The organism is Clostridium sp. UBA2485 (genome assembly GCF_002341865.1).
In the GTDB taxonomy this organism is placed as follows: Bacteria; Bacillota; Clostridia; order Clostridiales; family Clostridiaceae; genus Clostridium_J.
Window position 1 is genome coordinate 1 of sequence record NZ_DDOV01000118.1, and the last position, 17,545, is coordinate 17,545.

Consider the following 17,545-nt stretch of genomic DNA (forward strand, 5'->3'; position numbering starts at 1 on the left):
CCCATCGGTCACCCCATATATAAATTAAATGTTGGGATATCGCCAAGCGGTAAGGCACCAGACTTTGACTCTGGCATTCGTAGGTTCAAATCCTGCTATCCCAGCCAAATGGTTCACTAGCTCAGTTGGTAGAGCACATGACTCTTAATCATGGGGTCCGGGGTTCGAGACCCCGGTGAGCCACCAAATATAAAAATTAATATGCAGATGTGGCGGAATTGGCAGACGCACTAGACTTAGGATCTAGCGCCTTTGGCGTGGGGGTTCGACTCCCTTCATCTGCACCAATTAAAACAAAAGATTATGCGGGAGTGGCTCAGTGGTAGAGCGTCACCTTGCCAAGGTGAACGTCGCGAGTTCGAATCTCGTCTTCCGCTCCAACATGCGGGTGTAACTCAATGGTAGAGTGCTAGCCTTCCAAGCTAGTTACGAGGGTTCGATTCCCTTCACCCGCTCCAAAGTGCAAAAGCACTGATGTGCGTTTTTAGCTCAGCTGGATAGAGCAACGCCCTTCTAAGGCGTGGGCCAGGGGTTCGAATCCCTTAAGACGCACCATTTTTTATTAACATATTAAATTGAGTGATAAATTCAAATATCGGGGTGTGGCGCAGATGGGAGCGCGCGTGGTTTGGGACCATGAGGTCGCAGGTTCAATCCCTGTCACCCCGACCACTGAATTTTAAACTCGATATGCGGGTGTAACTCAATGGTAGAGTGCTAGCCTTCCAAGCTAGTTACGAGGGTTCGATTCCCTTCACCCGCTCCAATTATTTTTTGTACTAAAGATGAATTTAAAAGTATATCAATTACTAAATAGTGTTCATAAGAAGCACAGATATATTTAGTAATTTTTTTGTATAAACTAAAAATTATGCACCTATAGCTCAGCTGGATAGAGTGGTGGACTTCGAATCCAAAGGCCGTGAGTTCGAATCTCGCTAGGTGCACCATAGATAAAGCTAGGGAAATCAATGATTTCCTAGCTTTTTTATTTTGTAAAAAACTAAGAAAATATAATTTTGCGGGGATTTTTGCGGGGATAATAAATTCTCTAATTTAGAAATAGCATTTTCTTTTAATGAAGGTAATACATGACTGTAAGCATTTAGTGTCATACTTACGGTACTATGTTCCATGAGCTCTGATTGAAAAGATAAATAATGCAATAAATATACTAGGAAAATTTGAAATTGCAGTAGTTAAATTAAAGTATTTAAGTTCTCCAACTCCAACATGGAAGACTTATCATATAAACTTAATGCAAGTATATCAGCGTGTAGATAAGCTAAAATAAGAGCAATTAATAAGATGATACCACTTTTATGTCGTTAAGGTGTCGTAAAATAGGCGCTTTTAAATCAACAAATTGTCGATCAGTTATGTTAATATGTAATTAATAGAAAAAGCCAGTAACTACAGTAGGGATTACAAATGTGGTTACAGCTATTAAAAAAGAGTAAATTTTAGAAAAGCATCTAGATGACTAGGTGCTTTTAGAACTTTATTAATTATTTATATTTAAAAAGGGAGATGAAAAGATCTCCCCATTTTATTATTAAGTCAATGGACTCAGAATAAGAGTGGCGAAAATAAACTCATGATTATGACCATCATCTAATGTTGTAACACCTGTTGCTAAGTGAACATGCTTGCCATTACCAACATCGATAGCTAGTCCTGTAATTACACCTATTTCGTGATGATGGTTTGAGAAAAAGTCTGTATTAACTAAGATAGCGTGAACGTGAGAATTGCCCATAGGAATAACTTGGCTTGTAACACCAGCAAATCTGTGATTATGCCTATCATCTCCTTGTTCAGCTAACTTGACACTTCCTAAGAATTCGTGATCGTGGGTTTGACAAGTGGAGTTTTCAGGGCTTAAGCATTTATCTAGCATGATAACACCTCCTTATATACAATATTCAATAAAGAAGGTCTTGATACCATGTAAAAACTTAGAAAAAGTGAAGTATATGAATGTAAGAAAGAAGAAAAACTTTATTAGAGTTAAATAAGATCTAGGTGGCTAGGTGCTTTTTAAAATTTGGCCAATATGTTTAAACACAATATATATTTTAAAATATGTTTTACAATAATTACAAAGTTATAAAAAATATGAACTAAATTGTAGTAATTTTTTCCTTGAATATGCAAATTTATGCAGTATATAATGCATATGTACAAACTACACAAGGAGGACAAAAGAATGAAAAAAATTAAAATCAATTTTAATACTAATGTTTGCATTTGTCTTTATGACATTAAGTTTTAATGATGCAAAAATAGTAAAGGCTGCTTCAATTAATGATGCGGTTATAGATGCAGAAAATCTAAATAACACAAAAGAGAATAGTACTAAGTTAAGTGATATACTTCATATGCCTGAAATAGGATGGAAAAGATATGATGATTCCTACAAAAATATTACTTATGAAGGCAATTGGTATTATAATAATGAAAATGGGAGTTGGAATAACGGATTTTATTATTCTGAAAACAATGATTCAAAATTAAAATTTAATTTTACTGGAGATAAAATAAGAATGATAACCTATCTTCACTCAAATAGAAGTAAAAATATAATTATTAAAATTGATGGGAAATTTATCTCAATATAATATTTCAAATCAATTTCAAACATTGTTTTATGAGAATATTTCATTAAAAAATACCGAACATTTTGTTGAGATATATACAACAGATAACGTGAGAATGGCAATTGATGCAATAGATATAGATGCAAACGGAGAATTGTTACCATATGAGATTAAAACTGAATCTATATCATTAGATAAATCATCAATTGATTTAAAAGTTGGACAAACTGATAAATTAACTGCAACAGTGTTACCTGAAGATGCTGCAAATAAAAAAGTTATATGGTTATCAAGTGATGAAAGTATAGCAAAAGTAGACAAAAATGGAAATATAACAGCTATAAAAGAAGGACAAGCAACAATAACAGCTAAATTAGAAAATACTGATTTAACAGCTACTTGTGAAGTAAATGTAAGCAAACTAGTAGAAGAAAATAAGAACAATGCAATTTTAAGTATTTCTTTAGTAAATGGAGCTACAAAAGAATATGATGTAAGCATGGAAGAAGTAAATAAATTTATAAACTGGTATGAGGAAAAAGCTAATGGTAAAGGTTCAGCATTATATTCATTTGATAAAAAGCTTAATCCATATAAATCAGTAAAAGAATATATAGCACATGATAAGATATTATCTTTTGAAGTAAGAGAATAATTAAAGGCATCTAGCAACTAGGTGCTTTTTTAGTCCCCTTTTTATAGCACTTAGGATAATCTAGGTGCTATTTTATTTTGATGTGATGGGCGGTGTGTGCATTATTAACCTAATCAAAATAAAAAAGGAGATATATAAATGTTAAAACCAACTATTTGTCGTATGGGGGAAAGAGTAAATTATGAAATAAAATCAAGAAAATTATATATTAATCTAGTTTTTTATTATATATATATTTTTTATAATAATGTTTTTTAAATCACAATTTTTCATAATATTTATATATTATGATTAAGAGCAATTATAAATGTACAAGCCATTGATAAATTTGACATTACAGATAATAATTATAAATTAATTGGGGGAATTAATAATGAGTAATCAAGATTTATTTAGCTTTTCTGATTCCAATAGTGATTTTGATGACTTCCGTGATAGAGACAGAGATGATTGTAGAAGAGAAGACAGAGACCGTTGTGATAGAGACAGAAGATGCAGAAGAGAGTGCGAAAGAAGATGCGAAAGAAGATGCGAAAGAGAGTGTCGTAGAAGAGACCATTGTAGAAGAGACGATTGGAATAATGACGGTGGTGGACTACTTTCTTTATTATTTCTTCTCTCCTTATTATAATATTGCTTTAATAAAATCAATATAGAGCTTACTAATAATACTCTTACTGAGATTAAGCAATAAAATTTTATATGTTATAGTAATAGATTTAAATAATCTATAATTCTCTAGGATTGGTATTTAAATACCAATCCTTTTAAAGACTCTATTGATTTTTTAAAAATATTTACTTGCAGAAATTTTCAAAGAAAAACTACGAAGTAAGATAATTTAGTTTTGCAAAAGAGCTTTATAGTAAGTAGGTCGCCAACCAAATAGATTACAATATTAATGTATTAAGCTAGATTTAAGACACTCAAAATGAAGTGCACCCCAAAAGTTAGACCTAAAAATCTAACTTTTGGAGGTGTATTTTTTATGGCTAAATATAGTTTTGAATTAAAATTAAAAATTGTAAAAGCATATCTCGAAGGGAAAGGTGGATATAATAGGGTTGCTAAGATGTTCGGAATTCCTCAAGAAATTATTGTAAGACGTTGGGTTAATGCTTATAAAACTTTAGGTGAAGATGGACTGAAAAGGAAAAAGAGTAACTCTTCTTACTCTGTTCAATTCAAAGTAGATGTACTTAACTATATGTCAAGAACGGAGAAATCTGTTCAAGAAACTGCCAACCATTATGGTTTAAATAACCCAACTTTAATAAATAATTGGAAAATAAAATGGGAAAAGTATGGTATAATAGCTTTATCTAAAGCGAAAGGATGTCCAACATTGAAGAACAAATCTACAAAACAAGAAAAGAAATTAACAAGAGAACAAGAATTAGAGCATGAAGTTGAACTTTTAAAAGCGGAGCTTGCTTTTATAAAAAAGTTGCAAGCTTTGGGGATGGACATTCCAGAAAGGCTAAAAACGAAATCCAATCAAGAGTAATTCACGAATTACGTTCAGATTTCAAACTTTCTATTCTCCTTGAAGCTACTAAATTTCCTAAAGCAACTTATATGTATTGGCAACAAAGATTTAATCGTCCGAATAAAGATGAATCTATCACAGAACCGATTAAACAAGTGATGAAAGCATAGCAAAAGTAGATGAAAATGGAAATGTAACAGCTATAAAAGAAGGACAAGCAACAATAATAGCTAAAGTAGAAAATACTGATTTAANNTTGTGAAGTAAATGTAAGCAAACTAGTAGAAGAAAATAAGAACAATGCAATTTTAAGTATTTCTTTAGTAAATGGAGTTACAAAAGAATATGATGTAAGCATGGCAGAAGTAAATAAATTTATAAACTGGTATGAAGAAAGAGCTAGGGGTAAAGGTTCAGCATTATATTCATTTGATAAAAAGCTTAATCCATATACATCAGTAGAAGAATATATAGTACATGATAAGATAGTATCTTTTGAAGTAAGAGAATATGAAATAAGTAAATAAAATAGAAAATTAGAGTACTTACTTATGTAGGTGCTTTTTTTACATCCTTTTTATAACACTTAGGAAACCAGGTGCTATCTTTAGAAAGAAATGAAAATCTAAAGTGACAATAATTATTTTAATATTTTTATTATCTGACATATAGCTCTAAGCTATAAGTCTTAGAGTTTTTTAAAATCACTTTTTAAAAATTTACAAATACTTAGTGTAGAATTAAGTAATCCAATAAGTTGGCAGATTAAATCAAAATAATTTTTTATAGTATCATCACTCCTTTTGCTTCATAATCCTATTATTTACAGTTTAAAAGAATTTTATATAAAAAATTTTAATATGTAAAAAGTAAAGTGGTATTATAAAGCTAACTAGAAAAGGAGTTACTATGGTTTAGAAGATACCAACGTGAACATAAATTGGATATAAATAATACATAATTTAATAAAATAGTTAGCATACTAATGCATAAAAAGAGGTGAGCATATGCCAAGTGAAGATAAATGGGAATTTTATAAAGATAATGATGGAAAATGGAGATGGAGAAGAACGGCTCCTAATGGAAGAATAGTTGGTGCTTCTGATGAGGGATATGTGAATAGATTGGATTGCATAGGAAATGCTAAAAGACATGGTTACAAAGATTAAGTATTAAAAGAGCTCTTAAGAAGGCTCTTTTTTAATGCATAAAATAAGCTAATAGATAAGGAAAATTATAAAGATGTTATTGTAAAATATAAATTAGTGCAATATATAGCATTAAACAGAGAGGCTATGGGATAGAAGTTAAATTGCATTTAAAGTAAATACCTTAGCATATTGGAAAGCACTTAGATATGTTTAAGCATAAAATAGAGTTAAGCGGAAATAATTATACACTATAACCCTCCTATATTTTTAGTAGTATATATATTATGAATATAATTGAACATTGATGAATAATATGTTATAGAAATATTTTATAGGAGGCTTGAATGAGTTATACTAATCCGCATGGTCAACCACAGGGAGTTGCTATACTTGATACAAATAAATTAAGGGAGATATTGATAGCTGAAATTTATGCGATAAACGGATATGTTGATCATATTGCCAATTCAAATATGGAAGATATTAATGAAGCTTGGAGAAGTATTATGAGAGATGAAAAAAAGCATTATGGTATGATTCTTTCATTGCTTCGTAAATATGATCCAGCGCAGTATCGAGCATATCTAGATCATATTGAAGATAAAACAGGTGCTAAATCACCTATGCAAATATATAAACCAAACTATGATAAGCAGATAATCTTAAATAATATAAGAGAAGATATAAAAGGTGAGCTTGAAGCTATTGTCCTATATGAACAACATTTAGCTATTATCCCTTATGATGATGTAAGGTATGCATTGTACTCAATAATCAATGAAGAAAAGGGGCATGTCGAGCATTTAACACAACTATTATTAAAATATGATACAGACAAATATAATGGTCTTAAATAAGAGATATTAAATTAGATGGAGTCACTAACAAGGCTCTTTTCTTTTGTACAAAATAAACGAATAGCAATTAACAATGGAATGATGGTATGACAGATATTAGAGACCTAAATATGCAGAACGTGCTAAAAGGGATTATTTAAATGATTCTGAATATAAGTGACGTTGAAATGTATCCATTTGATAAAGCACCTTCCTTAAAGCCAGAAGATAGAGTATATAAAGATGGTATGTATAAAGTAGGAGTACATATACCGGCAGGAGAATATAAGGTTGTCCCAAGTAACGATATGGCATATATTGAAGTAATAAAAGACAGTACAGGAATTTTAGATAGTATAATAACAAACGATAATTTAGACGCAGAAAAATACATAACTATAGAAGATGGTCAGTAACTAAAAATACATGATGCTTTAATAAAAGCAGGAAATTAAAGTAAAAAGAATTATTAGAAATTTAGAACTAATAATCCTTTTGAAATTTGCTAAGTTATTAATGAAAAATTTAAAAACTATAAAATTATTAACATGGAATAAGATAATAATAATTACGATGGCAAAATAAAATTTGCCACTGTTTTGCTACACTAATTAAGTATTAAAAATATACTTTGATATTAGCTTTTTGAATACAGAACATGGGAAATATTTCATAGAAGTTAGTATTTCTCATAAGTTACTGATAAAAAAACAGACCTATAACACCTGTTAGAATCATAAGCAATATTGGATTCATTTTATACTTTCTCAGTAAAAATAGAGAAATGATAAATACAATGATAGCAGTAATATTAAAATCAATAGTTTTCATATCAAATGATGTAGATCCCAAAAATGTAATCAAAATAATTGTAGATGCAGAAGATGCAATAAGCCCAACAGAAGTAGAGCGTAATCCTTTCAAAACATTAGAGATACTAGCTACATTTTTATTCTTTTCGAAAAATCTGTATAAAATAATGGAAAGGATAAATCCAGATAGAATACATCCTAATGTAGCTACTACAGCTCCAGGTATACCTGCTATGCGTATACCAACAAAGGTGGAGGTATTAATAGCCAAAGGGCCAGGTGTCATTTGAGAGATTGTAATAATATCTACAAATTCTTGCAATGTAAGCCAATGATTAGAATCAACTACTCGCTCCTGTATTAATGGTATTATCGCATATCCACCACCAATACTAAATAAGCCAATCTGTAAAAAATTAATAAGTAAAGTAAGAATACTTCTAATCATATTTTATTCCTCTTTCTTTACTTTTTATATAAGTTTGAGCAAAACATAGACTAGAGCAGAAAAAAATAATAACTAGAACATTAATGTTTAAAAAGAAACTAGCGAAAAATGAAGCAGGAGCCATTAGTGTTAACAGCCAATTTTTTTCCTTCAAGATTCCTTGATTCATATCAATAACTAAATCCACAATTGTGGCAGCAACGCCTGCTTCCATTCCTTTTAATATTGAAGAAATAACTTTATTACTTTGAAATGTACTATAAAAATGGGATATGATAGACAATATCAACAAAGGAGGCAGGACTGTTCCAATACAACTAATGACTGCACCTTGGAGTCCTGCAATACGATAACCTACTAATACAGAAATGTTAACGGCAATTGCACCAGGAGTTGATTGTGCAATTGCTGCCATATCTAATAATTCTTTCTCGCTAATCAATTTTAAGTTATTAACGAAATATTTTTGCATCATAGGGATAACTATATATCCTCCTCCAAAGGTAAATGCACTGATAGAAAATGTGATTTTAAAAAGTAAAAAATAGAGTTTTAATTTTTTAGATCGCATAATATTATTTCCTCCATCAAACTAATTCTCAGTATTTTTATTATATAACATAGACTTGCCATAAGTATAATAGTATAATTTTATATAATACATAACTAAATAGTAATGAATGAGGCGTTAGGTATGAAAATAAGACATTTGCGTATTTTTAAAACTGTATGTGAAGAAAAAAGCATTACAAAGGCATCTGAAAAACTATTTATGACACAGCCAGCAGTTTCTCATGCAATTAGTGAGCTAGAAGAATATTTAGGAATTTGTTTATTTGATAGAATTTCAAGAAAACTTTATTTAAATGAAACAGGCAAATTATTTCTTGAAAAAGCAATAAAGTTGTTAGATTTATATGATGATTTAGAACAAAATGCTAGAGATTTAGAAGACAATGCAACCATTAAAATTGGATCAAGTATAACCATAGCAAATTTTATTTTACCTCAAGCAATAAGAAAGTTTGAAACGATTTGCAAGAATACTCCAACTAAAGTTATAATTGATAATGCCAGAAATGTTGAAAATATGCTACTTAATAATGAAATTGATTTAGGATTGATTGAAGGAGTTATTTATAATGAAGAATTAATAAAAATTCCATTTTCATCCTATCCATTAGCAGTAATTTGTTCTTCTAAACATAAATTTGCTTTAGAAGAATCCATAGATTTTAATACATTAATAAAGGAAAGATTATTACTAAGAGAAGAAGGCAGTGCGATTCGTGATGTTTTTGATAGTGCATTATTGTTACATAATATAAGAGTAAGTCCAGAGTGGACAAGTGTGAATTCGCAAGCTTTGATTTATGCGGTAAAACAAGGATTAGGAATAAGTGTGTTGCCTAAAATACTAGTGGAAAAGGAAATTAGTAATAGAGAGATTTTTGAAGTAAAAGTAAATAATTTTGAACTAATCAGTGTAAATCATATTGTATTTCATAAAGAGAAGATCCAAACCAAGAGCTTAAAAACATTAATTCAAATAATCAAGAATGAAGTAATTGATAATATAATACATGAACAGTAATTAAATGCATTATTAGATTTAGATGAATGGCTATTTTAGGGCATCTACGCTACTAAATGTAACCAAAATAAATTACGTGTAATTACTGGTACATAACTTCCAATCTAAAGGCCGTGAGTTTGAATATCGCTAGGTTCACCATAGATAAAGCTAGAGAAGCCAATGGTTTTCTAGCTTTTGTTCACAATAAAAATATATTCAAAATTAATTTCATGGGGTTTATATGAATAAAAATAAATATATTGAATGGTTAAAATCAGAATATGAGAAGGCAGAATAGAAGATATGGACAAAATTACTGAACTAATAGAAAGTGGAAAATGTTTTAATGCCCTAAATTTTTGATATGCAGCGTATATTATATATAACTGTGCTTCAAACAGCTCTTCTGGAGTTGTATTTGAGTATTCTTCTAGAGAGTGTGTTCATTCAATTCTCTATAAATGGAATATCATTGGAATTATAGTTTGACATACGTTTTTCCTTCGGGATAAATCGAAGTAGGAGACTGTTATCACGTTTATTAGTTCCTTTCTTAAAGGATAAATAAAGTGATGTTAAAAACTTATAAATATAGGATTTACCCAAATGAACAACAAAATCTATATTTATCAAGGACTTTCGGTTGTACTAGATTTATCTATAATAAAATGTTAGGAGATACGATAGAACATTATAACTAAACTAGTGAAATGCTTAAAAATTCTTCTTCTCAATATAAAAAAGAATTTGAGTTCCTAAAAGCACTTAGAGAATGAATTTATCCGAACTGTGGAACACATCACGATAGAGATTATAATGCCAGTAAGAACTTAAAAAACTTAATAGCTAGATTAGGGAATATTGGGGTAGGAACTACCTTGTAAGCTTGGTAAACTTGTTTCGTCACGAATATTGACCAAGAAGCTCACACTTCTAGAGTGGGAGTAGTTCACTGTAAACTAATAGTCAACAGATATGGAGGAATATATTATGAAATCAACAGGGATAGTAAGAAAAGTAGATGAGTTAGGTAGAATGGTAATACCGAAAGAATTAAGAAAAACTTTAGATATTAATATTAAAGATGGCTTAGAGATATATGTAGATGGAGAACAAATTATATTAAAAAAATATGAGCCAGCATGTGTATTTTGCGGAGAAGCTAGCAATATTAAAGATTATAAAGATAAAAATATTTGTAATGGTTGCTTAAATAAATTAAGAAGTGGATGGTAATAGAAATAAAAGAATTAGTTAAGAAAGCGTATGAAAGTGCTAGGAGTCATGGTTTTTTGGAAGATTATGAGGCATCTAAAATGGTATTAATAGAATACATTATGCTTAATTATAAAAAAGAAGATCTAATAGAAAATAATATTAATAATGAAATAGCAACAAGATTAATGCTTATAACGGGTTAATTGAGTGAAGCTCTAGAGGGGTTAAGAAAAATGATGTTGCTATAAGATTAGAAGATTTAGATGAATGGAGATTTTAAACTATCTACCCTACTAAATGTAACTAAAATAAGCTAGATGTAATTACTAACGTGAAACCTCGAATTAAAAGACCGTGAGTGCTAATCTCATTAGGTGCATCATAGATAAAGCTAGAGAAATAAATAGTTCTCTAGCTTTTTTATTTTACGAAAAAACTAAGAAAATCTTTAAAAGCATCTAGATGAATAGGTGCTTTTAAAATCTTATCAATTATTTATATTTTGAAATGGAAATGAAAATATATCTTTATTATTAACTTGATGGACTTTCAATAAGAGTCGTAAAAACAAAATGATGAATATGTCCATCATCTAATGTTGTAGTACCTGTTGTTAAGTGAATATGTTTGTCATTACCAACATCGATAGCTGGTCCTGTAACTGCATCTATTCCATGATAGTGATATGAGAAAAAATCAGTATTAGTTAAGATAGCGTGAACGTGAGAATTACCCATAGGAATAACTGGGCCTGTAACACCAGCAAATCTATGATTATGCCTATCATTTCCTTGTTCAGCGAATTTATCACTTCCTAAGAATTCGTGAACATGAGTTTGACGATTATTAAAATTTTCAGCTCTTAAGTATTCATCTAACATGATAACACCTCCTTATATAAAATATTCAATAGGTAAAATATTTATACTATATAATAATTTGGAAATAGCTAAGTATGTGAGCGTAAGAAAGAGCAAGACTTTATTAGAGCCAAATAATCTCTATATTACTATGTAATTTTTTATTTATATATGAAACAACATTTATACACACTTATGAATAAGATTCATATTATGTTTATAGAAAGTCAAGTTTTTTAAGAAAAATATTGAAAAGCTTGACTTGAAAAATAATAGTGGAAATAGGAAATAGAAATTTTTATGAATTTTGTAATGAATTATTAGAAAAGTAACAGAAGCACTTTGTATATTAGGAAGATAAAATAGCAATTTAAAATTATATTAAAGCACTTACTTAGGTAGGTGCTTTTTTAATACAAAAAATTAGGTATAAGGTAAGGAGAGGCTACATATTTATAGTACATATACATGTAGAAGTTATAGAAATTAGGTTGTATTATTAGCTACGAAAATTGAAAAAAGTGTATGTCATAAAGGGACTATAAAAAATTTAGCAGAGGTTTAAGGCGGAAATAGTCGAATTTTCAGTAAAGGAAAACCTTTTGAAGTGTAGAAGTAGTTATATATTAAGGGGGTAATGATATGGCAAAAAAACGTGTTTCTAGAGGTAGTGTAATCATTAATAAACAAGAAAAACTAAAAGCTGTTTTTAATGAGATAAAAAAAGACATTAGTGAAGAAAGTTTTAAAAATAAATTTAAGGAGATGTTTCCAGAAGCATGGGATAGGATAATTAGAAAATACAATGAATATGAAAAGATTACAAAACCAAATAGATCTCATCCTATGCCTGAGCCAGAGAAGTATTTATCAAATTTATATAAAACAAATATAGAAAAATACAAGAGTTCATAACAGAACTCTTCTAAATATAAATAAAGATTTATTTGCAAAACGTAGAAATACTTATTAAGTAAAAATCATAAATTTACTACAATGCAATTAGCACTTAAATTATAAGAAATATTTTAAAGCCATGAGTTACTTTAGATTAGCTCATGGCTTTTTATTAAAACCTTCAAATTAAAGGCATTTTTAATAATTCTTTAAACGTCATATTTACTTTATCTATTAATCTTCTTTAATAACTTTCTCAGCTTTAGTCAAATCGTTTTTAAGTTGTTCTTGTGGAGTATCATAAGCAGGGTACCATCCTTTGCTTATTACTATATCAGATAATTTAAAATGATCATTAATGCAAGAATTAAGTTGACTAGTTAACATTTGTCTAAGTTGAGGATTAGTTGCTTCACCTATAGCTTTACTTAATAAAGATATATCTGCCTTTGATGCTGTTAAACTACTTAAAGCTATATCTTTATCATCCAGAAGATTCATAGTTCTGTCATCAGTATCCAACATATCAAATAGTCCCATATTGTTACCTCCTAAAATATTATAAATTCTCTTTTGCAAATCCTTGTAATTCTCGAAGACTAGTTTTCTTACCATCTAATGAAGATGTTAAAAAATTTTTTAATTCTTGGTCATTTACCATATTTAAAGTTGCAGTAGCTTTTTTTACACCAAGAATACTAGTTGATAATAATTCATGAAGTTCTAATGTTTCATGAGGAGCTAGTTTTGAGTTATTTTCCATAATTAATCACCTCCGTGATAATATTGTTGCTAAATGAATAATAATATATTCATGAAAAATGTAATAAAAAGATTTATGTTTTCCATTAAATAAAAGATTTAAAAAAGAAATTAAAGATAGCAAAAATCAATATTAGAATTTTATGAAGGTCTTTCAGATAATAGAAAAAAGAATAGATATAATAAACTATTTTTGAATTTGATAATTAGGTTCTTATGTTATGAAATTTTGTGATAGCACAGGAAAATGTTACGAGTTATAACAATGTAGGAAAGAAAATTATAGTATGAGCAGAAATTTACAAATATCTTAGTAAATGAAGATACTAATACAAAAAGGTATAAAAAACCATTTATAAATAATAATAAGACAATAGGAGCAATTATTGTAAATGCTTTTGACTTGATAAATAATGAATTAATACAAACTGGCACAACGGACGAATTATATAACGAAATTAGAAGCTTAATATAAAAAACAAAAGAAGGTGTGGCATTAAATATTTTATTAAGCTGTAAATAAATCATAGGAGGTATATTAAAATGAGTGAAACTATATTAGAAAAAACTGAAGGACGCGTTAGTTATCACGATTCCGTTGAGGAAATGCTTAAAAGAATTAGAGAAGATGGCATGTCAAATGTATTTGACAGATGGGCATCTCAGGAAAAAATTAGATGTAAGTTCTGTCTAGAAGGATTAAGTTGCCAATTATGCTCTCAAGGTCCATGTAGAATTAACCTTAAAGGAGAGCAGGGAAAAGGTGTTTGTGGTATTGGTCCAGATGCTATGGCAATGAGAAATATGTTACTAAGAAACATTATGGGAGCTGGTACATATGGTCACCATGCATATGAAGCCTTTAGAACATTAAGAGCAACTGGAGAAGGGAAGACTCCCTTTACAATTAAAGATGTAGATAAACTTAAATGGATGTGTGACAAGGTTGGAATTAATACAAATCAAGATATTAATAAAATGGCAATAGATTTAGCTAATTTTCTAGAGGATGAAATGGGAAGTGATATTGATGAGCCAAGCGTAATGGTAGATGTATTTGCACCAAGAAAGAGAAAAAAAGTATGGAAGGACCTTGGAATATATCCTTCAGGAGTAGTTCATGAAGAACAGAATGCAGTAGCAAGCTGTCTAACAAATGTTGATGGAGATTATGTATCTCTAGCAAAGAAATCATTAAGCTTAGGATTGGCTACTATTTATACAGCACAAATAGGCCTTGAAATGGTGCAGGATATTTTATTTGGGACACCTACTCCCCATGAGGTAGATGTGGATTTAGGGATTATGGATCCTGATTATGTAAACATTGTATTTAATGGACATCAACCTTGGCCTGGTGTAGCCACTATGCAAAAGGCAAAGATGCAGGAAGTGCAGGAAAGAGCAAAAGCAGCTGGTGCAAAAGGACTTAGAATAGTTGGATCAATTGAGACAGGTCAGGAATTATTACAAAGNNGTGGACGATGTATTTGTAGGTCTTATGGGGAACTGGTTAGCAATAGAACCACTTCTGGCTACTGGTACAGTTGATGTTCTTGCCATGGATGAAAACTGCTCACCACCTGCAATAGATCATTATGCTGAAAAATATCAAGTGACCTTAGTAGGAGTAAGCACTATCATTGGTATTCCTGGACTAAATCATATGATTCCTTATAATCCTTCAAAGGTAGATGAAATGGCTGATACTCTAATAGATTTAGCCATAGAAAATTTTAAGAAGAGAAAAGATAATATTGTACCAATGGTTCCTAAAATGACACAGAAGGCAATAGCAGGATTTTCTACTGAAGCAGTTGTAAAAGTTCTAGGAAATAAATTAGATCCATTAGTGGATGTTATTGCAGCAGGTAAAATTAAAGGAATAGTAGCTTTAGCCAATTGTTCTACTTTAAGAAATGGTCCTCAAGATTGGAACACAGTTAATTTAGTAAAGGAATTGATTAAAAAAGATATTTTAGTTGTAGCAGGTGGATGTGGTAATCATGCACTTGAAGTAGCAGGACTATGTAATTTAGATGCAATAAATATGGCTGGTGAAGGGCTAAAAGAAGTATGTAATATGCTGAAAATTCCTCCAGTATTAAGTTTTGGAACATGTACTGATACAGGAAGAATATCTATGCTTGTTACAGAACTTGCTAATCATCTTGATGTTGATATACCAGAGCTTCCTATTGCTGTAACAGCTCCTGAGTGGATGGAACAAAAAGCTACCATAGATGGTGTATTTGCTGTAGCTTATGGAGCTTATACACATTTATCTCCAACTCCATTTTTAACAGGTGCAAAACAGCTTGTAAAACTACTTACTGAAGATGTAGAAAGCTTAACCGGTGGTAAAATTGCACTAGGCGATGACCCAAGAGAAGTAGCTAATAATATTGAAGAACATATATTAAATAAGAGAAAAGGTTTAGGGTTAAGTTAATTAATATATAAAAGATAAAGCATATTTAATACTCAATTTTTTACATAGTAAATATAGTTAGCTAAAAGTATTATAAAATAAAATTTTAAAACATAGAAAACAGAAGACTTTAATATATGTCATCAGTCAATAAAAGACCTATAGTATAATAGTACTGTAGGTCTTTTGAGAGCATGTTCTATATAGGGTTCCTTTTAATTATTAATCCTTAATTTTTAAGGTGTTAAGCTATTTTTATAGCAAATTTATTTTTTAGAGCATATTTTAAGCTTTCATATTGTATACCTAAAAAATAGTGGTTAGCTCTGTAGAAGAGCTTTTCCATTTTTCTTATACCTATTTGAGAGCCAATATTATAAGTAGCATTTAAGATTATACTTAAATATGTGTGCACTCTACCATAATTATTATCTTCATCGAGGTATTTAACGTCATTTAGGTATGCACTAAAATGTTAAGATTCTTCATCCTTTGATAAACTTTACATATCTCTTAATGCATTTTCAGGAATGTTAGATGTTTAGCGGTATTTTTTTACTTTTCTACATTTTTTCTATATAAGGTTTAGATAGTTATATAAAGTTGTAGAATTATATATTGTCTAAAGCATTGATATATTTAAGTTTTAGGAAAATATAGAAAGATTTAAAATGTATAAATTCAGATTTAAAAGTTTTTAGTAGAGTCTTTTTGAATGTCTGAAAGTACGGGAATATATTTACAATTAAGTGAATAATCTATTAATAGAGCTATTATTCATTGGAGGTTATAAGTGGGATATTATATTAGGGTAGAACCAAATGTAAAAATTTATGTGGAGGATCTTAACCCAGCGGGAAAGAATACAATCTTATTTTTACACGGCTGGCCTGGTAGTCATAATTTATTCGAATATCAATTTAACCAGCTTCCCAAAATGGGTTATAGATGCATCGGAATAGATATGAGAGGATTTGGAGATTCGGATAAGCCTTATACAGGTTACGACTACAATAGATTGTCAGATGATGTTAGATGCGTGGTTGATGAGTTAGAATTACGTAATTTCACACTTGCAGGACATTCAACCGGGGGAGCTATAGCTATTCGATATATGGCTCGTCATAGAGGACATGGAGTATGTAAACTTGCTCTTTTTGATGCAGCGGCGCCTAGTCTTATCAAACGTCCCAATTTTCCATATGGTTTAGAAAAAGAAGATGTAACCAAAATTATTCAGGGAACATACACCGATCGTCCTAAAATGTTACGGGATTTCGGAGACATATTTTTCTTTCAGCATATAACTGAGGCATTATCTGATTGGTTTTTCCAATTGGGATTACAAGCAGCTGGGTGGGCAACTGCAAGTATTGCAAATACTTGGTTACGTGAAGTATTATTTTCTGATCTAGAAACAATAAATGTCCCAACCTTAATTATTCACGGCATTCATGACAAAGTTGTTCCATTCTCGCTAGGTGAAGTACAAAATCAATGTATTAAAAATTCAAAGCTTATACCATTTAAATTCAGCGGTCACGCAACATTCTATGATGAACAAGACAGATTTAACAAAGAATTGATGAAATTTATTGAAGAATAAAGTTTTGTAGAAGTTAGAATAAATTTTATAAAAGCATCTAGGGGACTAGGTGCTTTTATAATTTCCTTTTATAAATATAAGAAATTTAATAAAGCTTAATATTAAGGTATAGAATAAATAAAAGATTTCTTTATTTCATATCTTTTTAAAGTATATTATTTAATTGGAAACTAAAGTAAAATTATCTACAAATACAAATATAAG

The 17,545-nt window shown here is 29.8% G+C and carries 19 protein-coding genes, 9 tRNA genes and 4 pseudogenes; 25 read left to right on the forward strand and 7 right to left on the reverse strand.

The annotated features are described in order from the left end of the window. The first annotated feature begins 32 nt into the window (after nt 1-32). The 9 genes from B3603_RS21655 (at nt 33) to B3603_RS21695 (ending at nt 950) form a co-directional block, all read left to right on the forward strand. Nucleotides 33-107 (forward strand) — tRNA-Gln (locus tag B3603_RS21655). 3 nt (nt 108-110) lie between these two features. Further along, nucleotides 111-186 (forward strand) — tRNA-Lys (locus B3603_RS21660). A gap of 17 nt (nt 187-203) precedes the next feature. Next, nucleotides 204-287: transfer RNA gene (locus B3603_RS21665), tRNA-Leu, on the forward strand. An 18-nt stretch (nt 288-305) separates the two neighbouring features. After that, nucleotides 306-380: transfer RNA gene (locus tag B3603_RS21670), tRNA-Gly, on the forward strand. A 4-nt stretch (nt 381-384) separates the two neighbouring features. Next, a tRNA-Gly gene (locus B3603_RS21675) sits at nt 385-458 on the forward strand. 20 nt (nt 459-478) lie between these two features. Next, nucleotides 479-555, forward strand: a tRNA-Arg gene (locus B3603_RS21680). Between the two features lie 41 nt (nt 556-596). Further along, nucleotides 597-672 (forward strand) — tRNA-Pro (locus B3603_RS21685). Nucleotides 673-692: 20 nt separating this feature from the next. Further along, a tRNA-Gly gene (locus B3603_RS21690) sits at nt 693-766 on the forward strand. A gap of 107 nt (nt 767-873) precedes the next feature. Then, nucleotides 874-950, forward strand: a tRNA-Arg gene (locus B3603_RS21695). 605 nt (nt 951-1,555) lie between these two features. Here B3603_RS21695 and B3603_RS21700 read toward each other — a convergent pair. Further along, nucleotides 1,556-1,900, reverse strand: a complete 345-nt coding sequence (locus B3603_RS21700; protein WP_291568891.1) for a YmaF family protein — start codon at nt 1,898-1,900, stop codon at nt 1,556-1,558. 340 nt (nt 1,901-2,240) lie between these two features. Between B3603_RS21700 and B3603_RS21705 the strand changes: the two genes are divergently transcribed. The 8 genes and pseudogenes from B3603_RS21705 to B3603_RS21740 all read left to right on the forward strand — a co-directional run bounded on the left by B3603_RS21705 (nt 2,241) and on the right by B3603_RS21740 (nt 7,147). After that, nucleotides 2,241-2,621 carry a hypothetical protein gene (locus tag B3603_RS21705; protein ID WP_291568893.1) on the forward strand — a complete coding sequence of 127 codons (381 nt, stop codon included), beginning with the start codon at nt 2,241-2,243 and terminating at the stop codon, nt 2,619-2,621. 145 nt (nt 2,622-2,766) lie between these two features. Next, nucleotides 2,767-3,255 (forward strand): annotated as a pseudogene (locus B3603_RS21710) (Ig-like domain-containing protein); the annotation flags it as partial. Between the two features lie 373 nt (nt 3,256-3,628). Further along, the gene (locus B3603_RS21715) at nt 3,629-3,886 is read left to right on the forward strand and encodes a hypothetical protein (protein ID WP_291568897.1); all 258 of its coding nucleotides are present in this window, start codon (nt 3,629-3,631) and stop codon (nt 3,884-3,886) included. A gap of 357 nt (nt 3,887-4,243) precedes the next feature. After that, nucleotides 4,244-4,762, forward strand: coding sequence for a helix-turn-helix domain-containing protein (locus tag B3603_RS21720; RefSeq protein ID WP_291568899.1), 519 nt, complete (start codon nt 4,244-4,246; stop codon nt 4,760-4,762). A 133-nt stretch (nt 4,763-4,895) separates the two neighbouring features. Further along, nucleotides 4,896-5,271, forward strand: a pseudogene (locus B3603_RS21725) (Ig-like domain-containing protein); the annotation flags it as partial. 480 nt (nt 5,272-5,751) lie between these two features. Beyond that, nucleotides 5,752-5,913, forward strand: a complete 162-nt coding sequence (locus B3603_RS21730; protein ID WP_291568901.1) for a YegP family protein — start codon at nt 5,752-5,754, stop codon at nt 5,911-5,913. A gap of 326 nt (nt 5,914-6,239) precedes the next feature. Beyond that, complete coding sequence (locus B3603_RS21735; protein WP_291568902.1) at nt 6,240-6,752, forward strand: ferritin-like domain-containing protein; 513 nt, start codon at nt 6,240-6,242, stop codon at nt 6,750-6,752. A 140-nt stretch (nt 6,753-6,892) separates the two neighbouring features. Beyond that, nucleotides 6,893-7,147 (forward strand): hypothetical protein, encoded by a 255-nt coding sequence (locus B3603_RS21740; protein WP_291568904.1) that lies wholly within the window; start codon nt 6,893-6,895, stop codon nt 7,145-7,147. A 280-nt stretch (nt 7,148-7,427) separates the two neighbouring features. Here the strand turns inward: B3603_RS21740 and B3603_RS21745 are convergent, their stop codons facing one another. After that, the gene (locus B3603_RS21745; protein ID WP_291568907.1) at nt 7,428-7,991 is read right to left on the reverse strand and encodes a chromate transporter; all 564 of its coding nucleotides are present in this window, start codon (nt 7,989-7,991) and stop codon (nt 7,428-7,430) included. Then, the gene (locus B3603_RS21750; protein WP_291568908.1) at nt 7,984-8,562 is read right to left on the reverse strand and encodes a chromate transporter; all 579 of its coding nucleotides are present in this window, start codon (nt 8,560-8,562) and stop codon (nt 7,984-7,986) included. The genes B3603_RS21745 and B3603_RS21750 overlap by 8 nt, the downstream gene beginning before the upstream one ends. A 123-nt stretch (nt 8,563-8,685) precedes the next feature. Between B3603_RS21750 and B3603_RS21755 the strand changes: the two genes are divergently transcribed. Beyond that, nucleotides 8,686-9,585, forward strand: coding sequence for a LysR family transcriptional regulator (locus tag B3603_RS21755; protein WP_291568911.1), 900 nt, complete (start codon nt 8,686-8,688; stop codon nt 9,583-9,585). A gap of 347 nt (nt 9,586-9,932) precedes the next feature. Here the strand turns inward: B3603_RS21755 and B3603_RS23355 are convergent. Further along, nucleotides 9,933-10,137: pseudogene (locus B3603_RS23355) on the reverse strand (IS30 family transposase); the annotation flags it as partial. Nucleotides 10,138-10,139: 2 nt separating this feature from the next. On the opposite strand from B3603_RS23355, the gene B3603_RS21765 reads away from it, so the two are divergent. The 3 genes from B3603_RS21765 to B3603_RS21775 all read left to right on the forward strand — a co-directional run bounded on the left by B3603_RS21765 (nt 10,140) and on the right by B3603_RS21775 (nt 10,988). Further along, a complete protein-coding gene (locus tag B3603_RS21765) occupies nt 10,140-10,268 on the forward strand; it encodes a helix-turn-helix domain-containing protein (RefSeq protein ID WP_291568995.1) in 129 nt (42 codons plus the stop codon). 289 nt (nt 10,269-10,557) lie between these two features. Further along, nucleotides 10,558-10,803 carry an AbrB/MazE/SpoVT family DNA-binding domain-containing protein gene (locus tag B3603_RS21770; RefSeq protein WP_291568913.1) on the forward strand — a complete coding sequence of 82 codons (246 nt, stop codon included), beginning with the start codon at nt 10,558-10,560 and terminating at the stop codon, nt 10,801-10,803. Further along, the gene (locus B3603_RS21775; protein ID WP_291568915.1) at nt 10,797-10,988 is read left to right on the forward strand and encodes a hypothetical protein; all 192 of its coding nucleotides are present in this window, start codon (nt 10,797-10,799) and stop codon (nt 10,986-10,988) included. The genes B3603_RS21770 and B3603_RS21775 overlap by 7 nt, the downstream gene beginning before the upstream one ends. A gap of 330 nt (nt 10,989-11,318) precedes the next feature. On the opposite strand, the gene B3603_RS21780 is transcribed toward B3603_RS21775, so the two are convergent. Further along, nucleotides 11,319-11,666, reverse strand: coding sequence for a YmaF family protein (locus tag B3603_RS21780; RefSeq protein ID WP_291568917.1), 348 nt, complete (start codon nt 11,664-11,666; stop codon nt 11,319-11,321). 621 nt (nt 11,667-12,287) lie between these two features. On the opposite strand from B3603_RS21780, the gene B3603_RS21785 reads away from it, so the two are divergent. Further along, entirely contained in the window at nt 12,288-12,560 is a 273-nt protein-coding gene (locus B3603_RS21785; RefSeq protein WP_291568919.1) for a hypothetical protein, read from the forward strand. Nucleotides 12,561-12,776: 216 nt separating this feature from the next. Here B3603_RS21785 and B3603_RS21790 read toward each other — a convergent pair whose 3' ends face one another. Both B3603_RS21790 and B3603_RS21795 read right to left on the reverse strand, forming a co-directional pair. Further along, complete coding sequence (locus B3603_RS21790) at nt 12,777-13,082, reverse strand: spore coat protein (RefSeq protein ID WP_291568921.1); 306 nt, start codon at nt 13,080-13,082, stop codon at nt 12,777-12,779. 19 nt (nt 13,083-13,101) lie between these two features. Beyond that, the gene (locus B3603_RS21795; protein ID WP_291568923.1) at nt 13,102-13,305 is read right to left on the reverse strand and encodes a hypothetical protein; all 204 of its coding nucleotides are present in this window, start codon (nt 13,303-13,305) and stop codon (nt 13,102-13,104) included. 306 nt (nt 13,306-13,611) lie between these two features. On the opposite strand from B3603_RS21795, the gene B3603_RS23315 reads away from it, so the two are divergent. From B3603_RS23315 to B3603_RS21805, 3 genes and pseudogenes are all read left to right on the forward strand, one after another. Then, a complete protein-coding gene (locus B3603_RS23315; RefSeq protein ID WP_396153474.1) occupies nt 13,612-13,779 on the forward strand; it encodes a hypothetical protein in 168 nt (55 codons plus the stop codon). 68 nt (nt 13,780-13,847) lie between these two features. After that, a pseudogene (gene cooS / locus B3603_RS21800) lies at nt 13,848-15,756 on the forward strand (anaerobic carbon-monoxide dehydrogenase catalytic subunit). 772 nt (nt 15,757-16,528) lie between these two features. Beyond that, nucleotides 16,529-17,341: an alpha/beta fold hydrolase gene (locus B3603_RS21805; protein ID WP_291568925.1), complete on the forward strand. Its 813-nt coding sequence runs from the start codon at nt 16,529-16,531 to the stop codon at nt 17,339-17,341. Nucleotides 17,342-17,545 lie beyond the last annotated feature (204 nt).

What these genes read in the sequence shown, in the direction of transcription:
- B3603_RS21700 (WP_291568891.1), bottom strand. Translation starts at nt 1,900, where the DNA reads ATGCTAGATAAATGCTTAAGCCCTGAAAACTCCACTTGTCAAACCCAC.
- B3603_RS21705 (WP_291568893.1), top strand. Translation starts at nt 2,241, where the DNA reads ATGTTTGCATTTGTCTTTATGACATTAAGTTTTAATGATGCAAAAATA.
- B3603_RS21715 (WP_291568897.1), top strand. Translation starts at nt 3,629, where the DNA reads ATGAGTAATCAAGATTTATTTAGCTTTTCTGATTCCAATAGTGATTTT.
- B3603_RS21720 (WP_291568899.1), top strand. Translation starts at nt 4,244, where the DNA reads ATGGCTAAATATAGTTTTGAATTAAAATTAAAAATTGTAAAAGCATAT.
- B3603_RS21730 (WP_291568901.1), top strand. Translation starts at nt 5,752, where the DNA reads ATGCCAAGTGAAGATAAATGGGAATTTTATAAAGATAATGATGGAAAA.
- B3603_RS21735 (WP_291568902.1), top strand. Translation starts at nt 6,240, where the DNA reads ATGAGTTATACTAATCCGCATGGTCAACCACAGGGAGTTGCTATACTT.
- B3603_RS21740 (WP_291568904.1), top strand. Translation starts at nt 6,893, where the DNA reads ATGATTCTGAATATAAGTGACGTTGAAATGTATCCATTTGATAAAGCA.
- B3603_RS21745 (WP_291568907.1), bottom strand. Translation starts at nt 7,991, where the DNA reads ATGATTAGAAGTATTCTTACTTTACTTATTAATTTTTTACAGATTGGC.
- B3603_RS21750 (WP_291568908.1), bottom strand. Translation starts at nt 8,562, where the DNA reads ATGCGATCTAAAAAATTAAAACTCTATTTTTTACTTTTTAAAATCACA.
- B3603_RS21755 (WP_291568911.1), top strand. Translation starts at nt 8,686, where the DNA reads ATGAAAATAAGACATTTGCGTATTTTTAAAACTGTATGTGAAGAAAAA.
- B3603_RS21765 (WP_291568995.1), top strand. Translation starts at nt 10,140, where the DNA reads ATGTTAAAAACTTATAAATATAGGATTTACCCAAATGAACAACAAAAT.
- B3603_RS21770 (WP_291568913.1), top strand. Translation starts at nt 10,558, where the DNA reads ATGAAATCAACAGGGATAGTAAGAAAAGTAGATGAGTTAGGTAGAATG.
- B3603_RS21775 (WP_291568915.1), top strand. Translation starts at nt 10,797, where the DNA reads ATGGTAATAGAAATAAAAGAATTAGTTAAGAAAGCGTATGAAAGTGCT.
- B3603_RS21780 (WP_291568917.1), bottom strand. Translation starts at nt 11,666, where the DNA reads ATGTTAGATGAATACTTAAGAGCTGAAAATTTTAATAATCGTCAAACT.
- B3603_RS21785 (WP_291568919.1), top strand. Translation starts at nt 12,288, where the DNA reads ATGGCAAAAAAACGTGTTTCTAGAGGTAGTGTAATCATTAATAAACAA.
- B3603_RS21790 (WP_291568921.1), bottom strand. Translation starts at nt 13,082, where the DNA reads ATGGGACTATTTGATATGTTGGATACTGATGACAGAACTATGAATCTT.
- B3603_RS21795 (WP_291568923.1), bottom strand. Translation starts at nt 13,305, where the DNA reads ATGGAAAATAACTCAAAACTAGCTCCTCATGAAACATTAGAACTTCAT.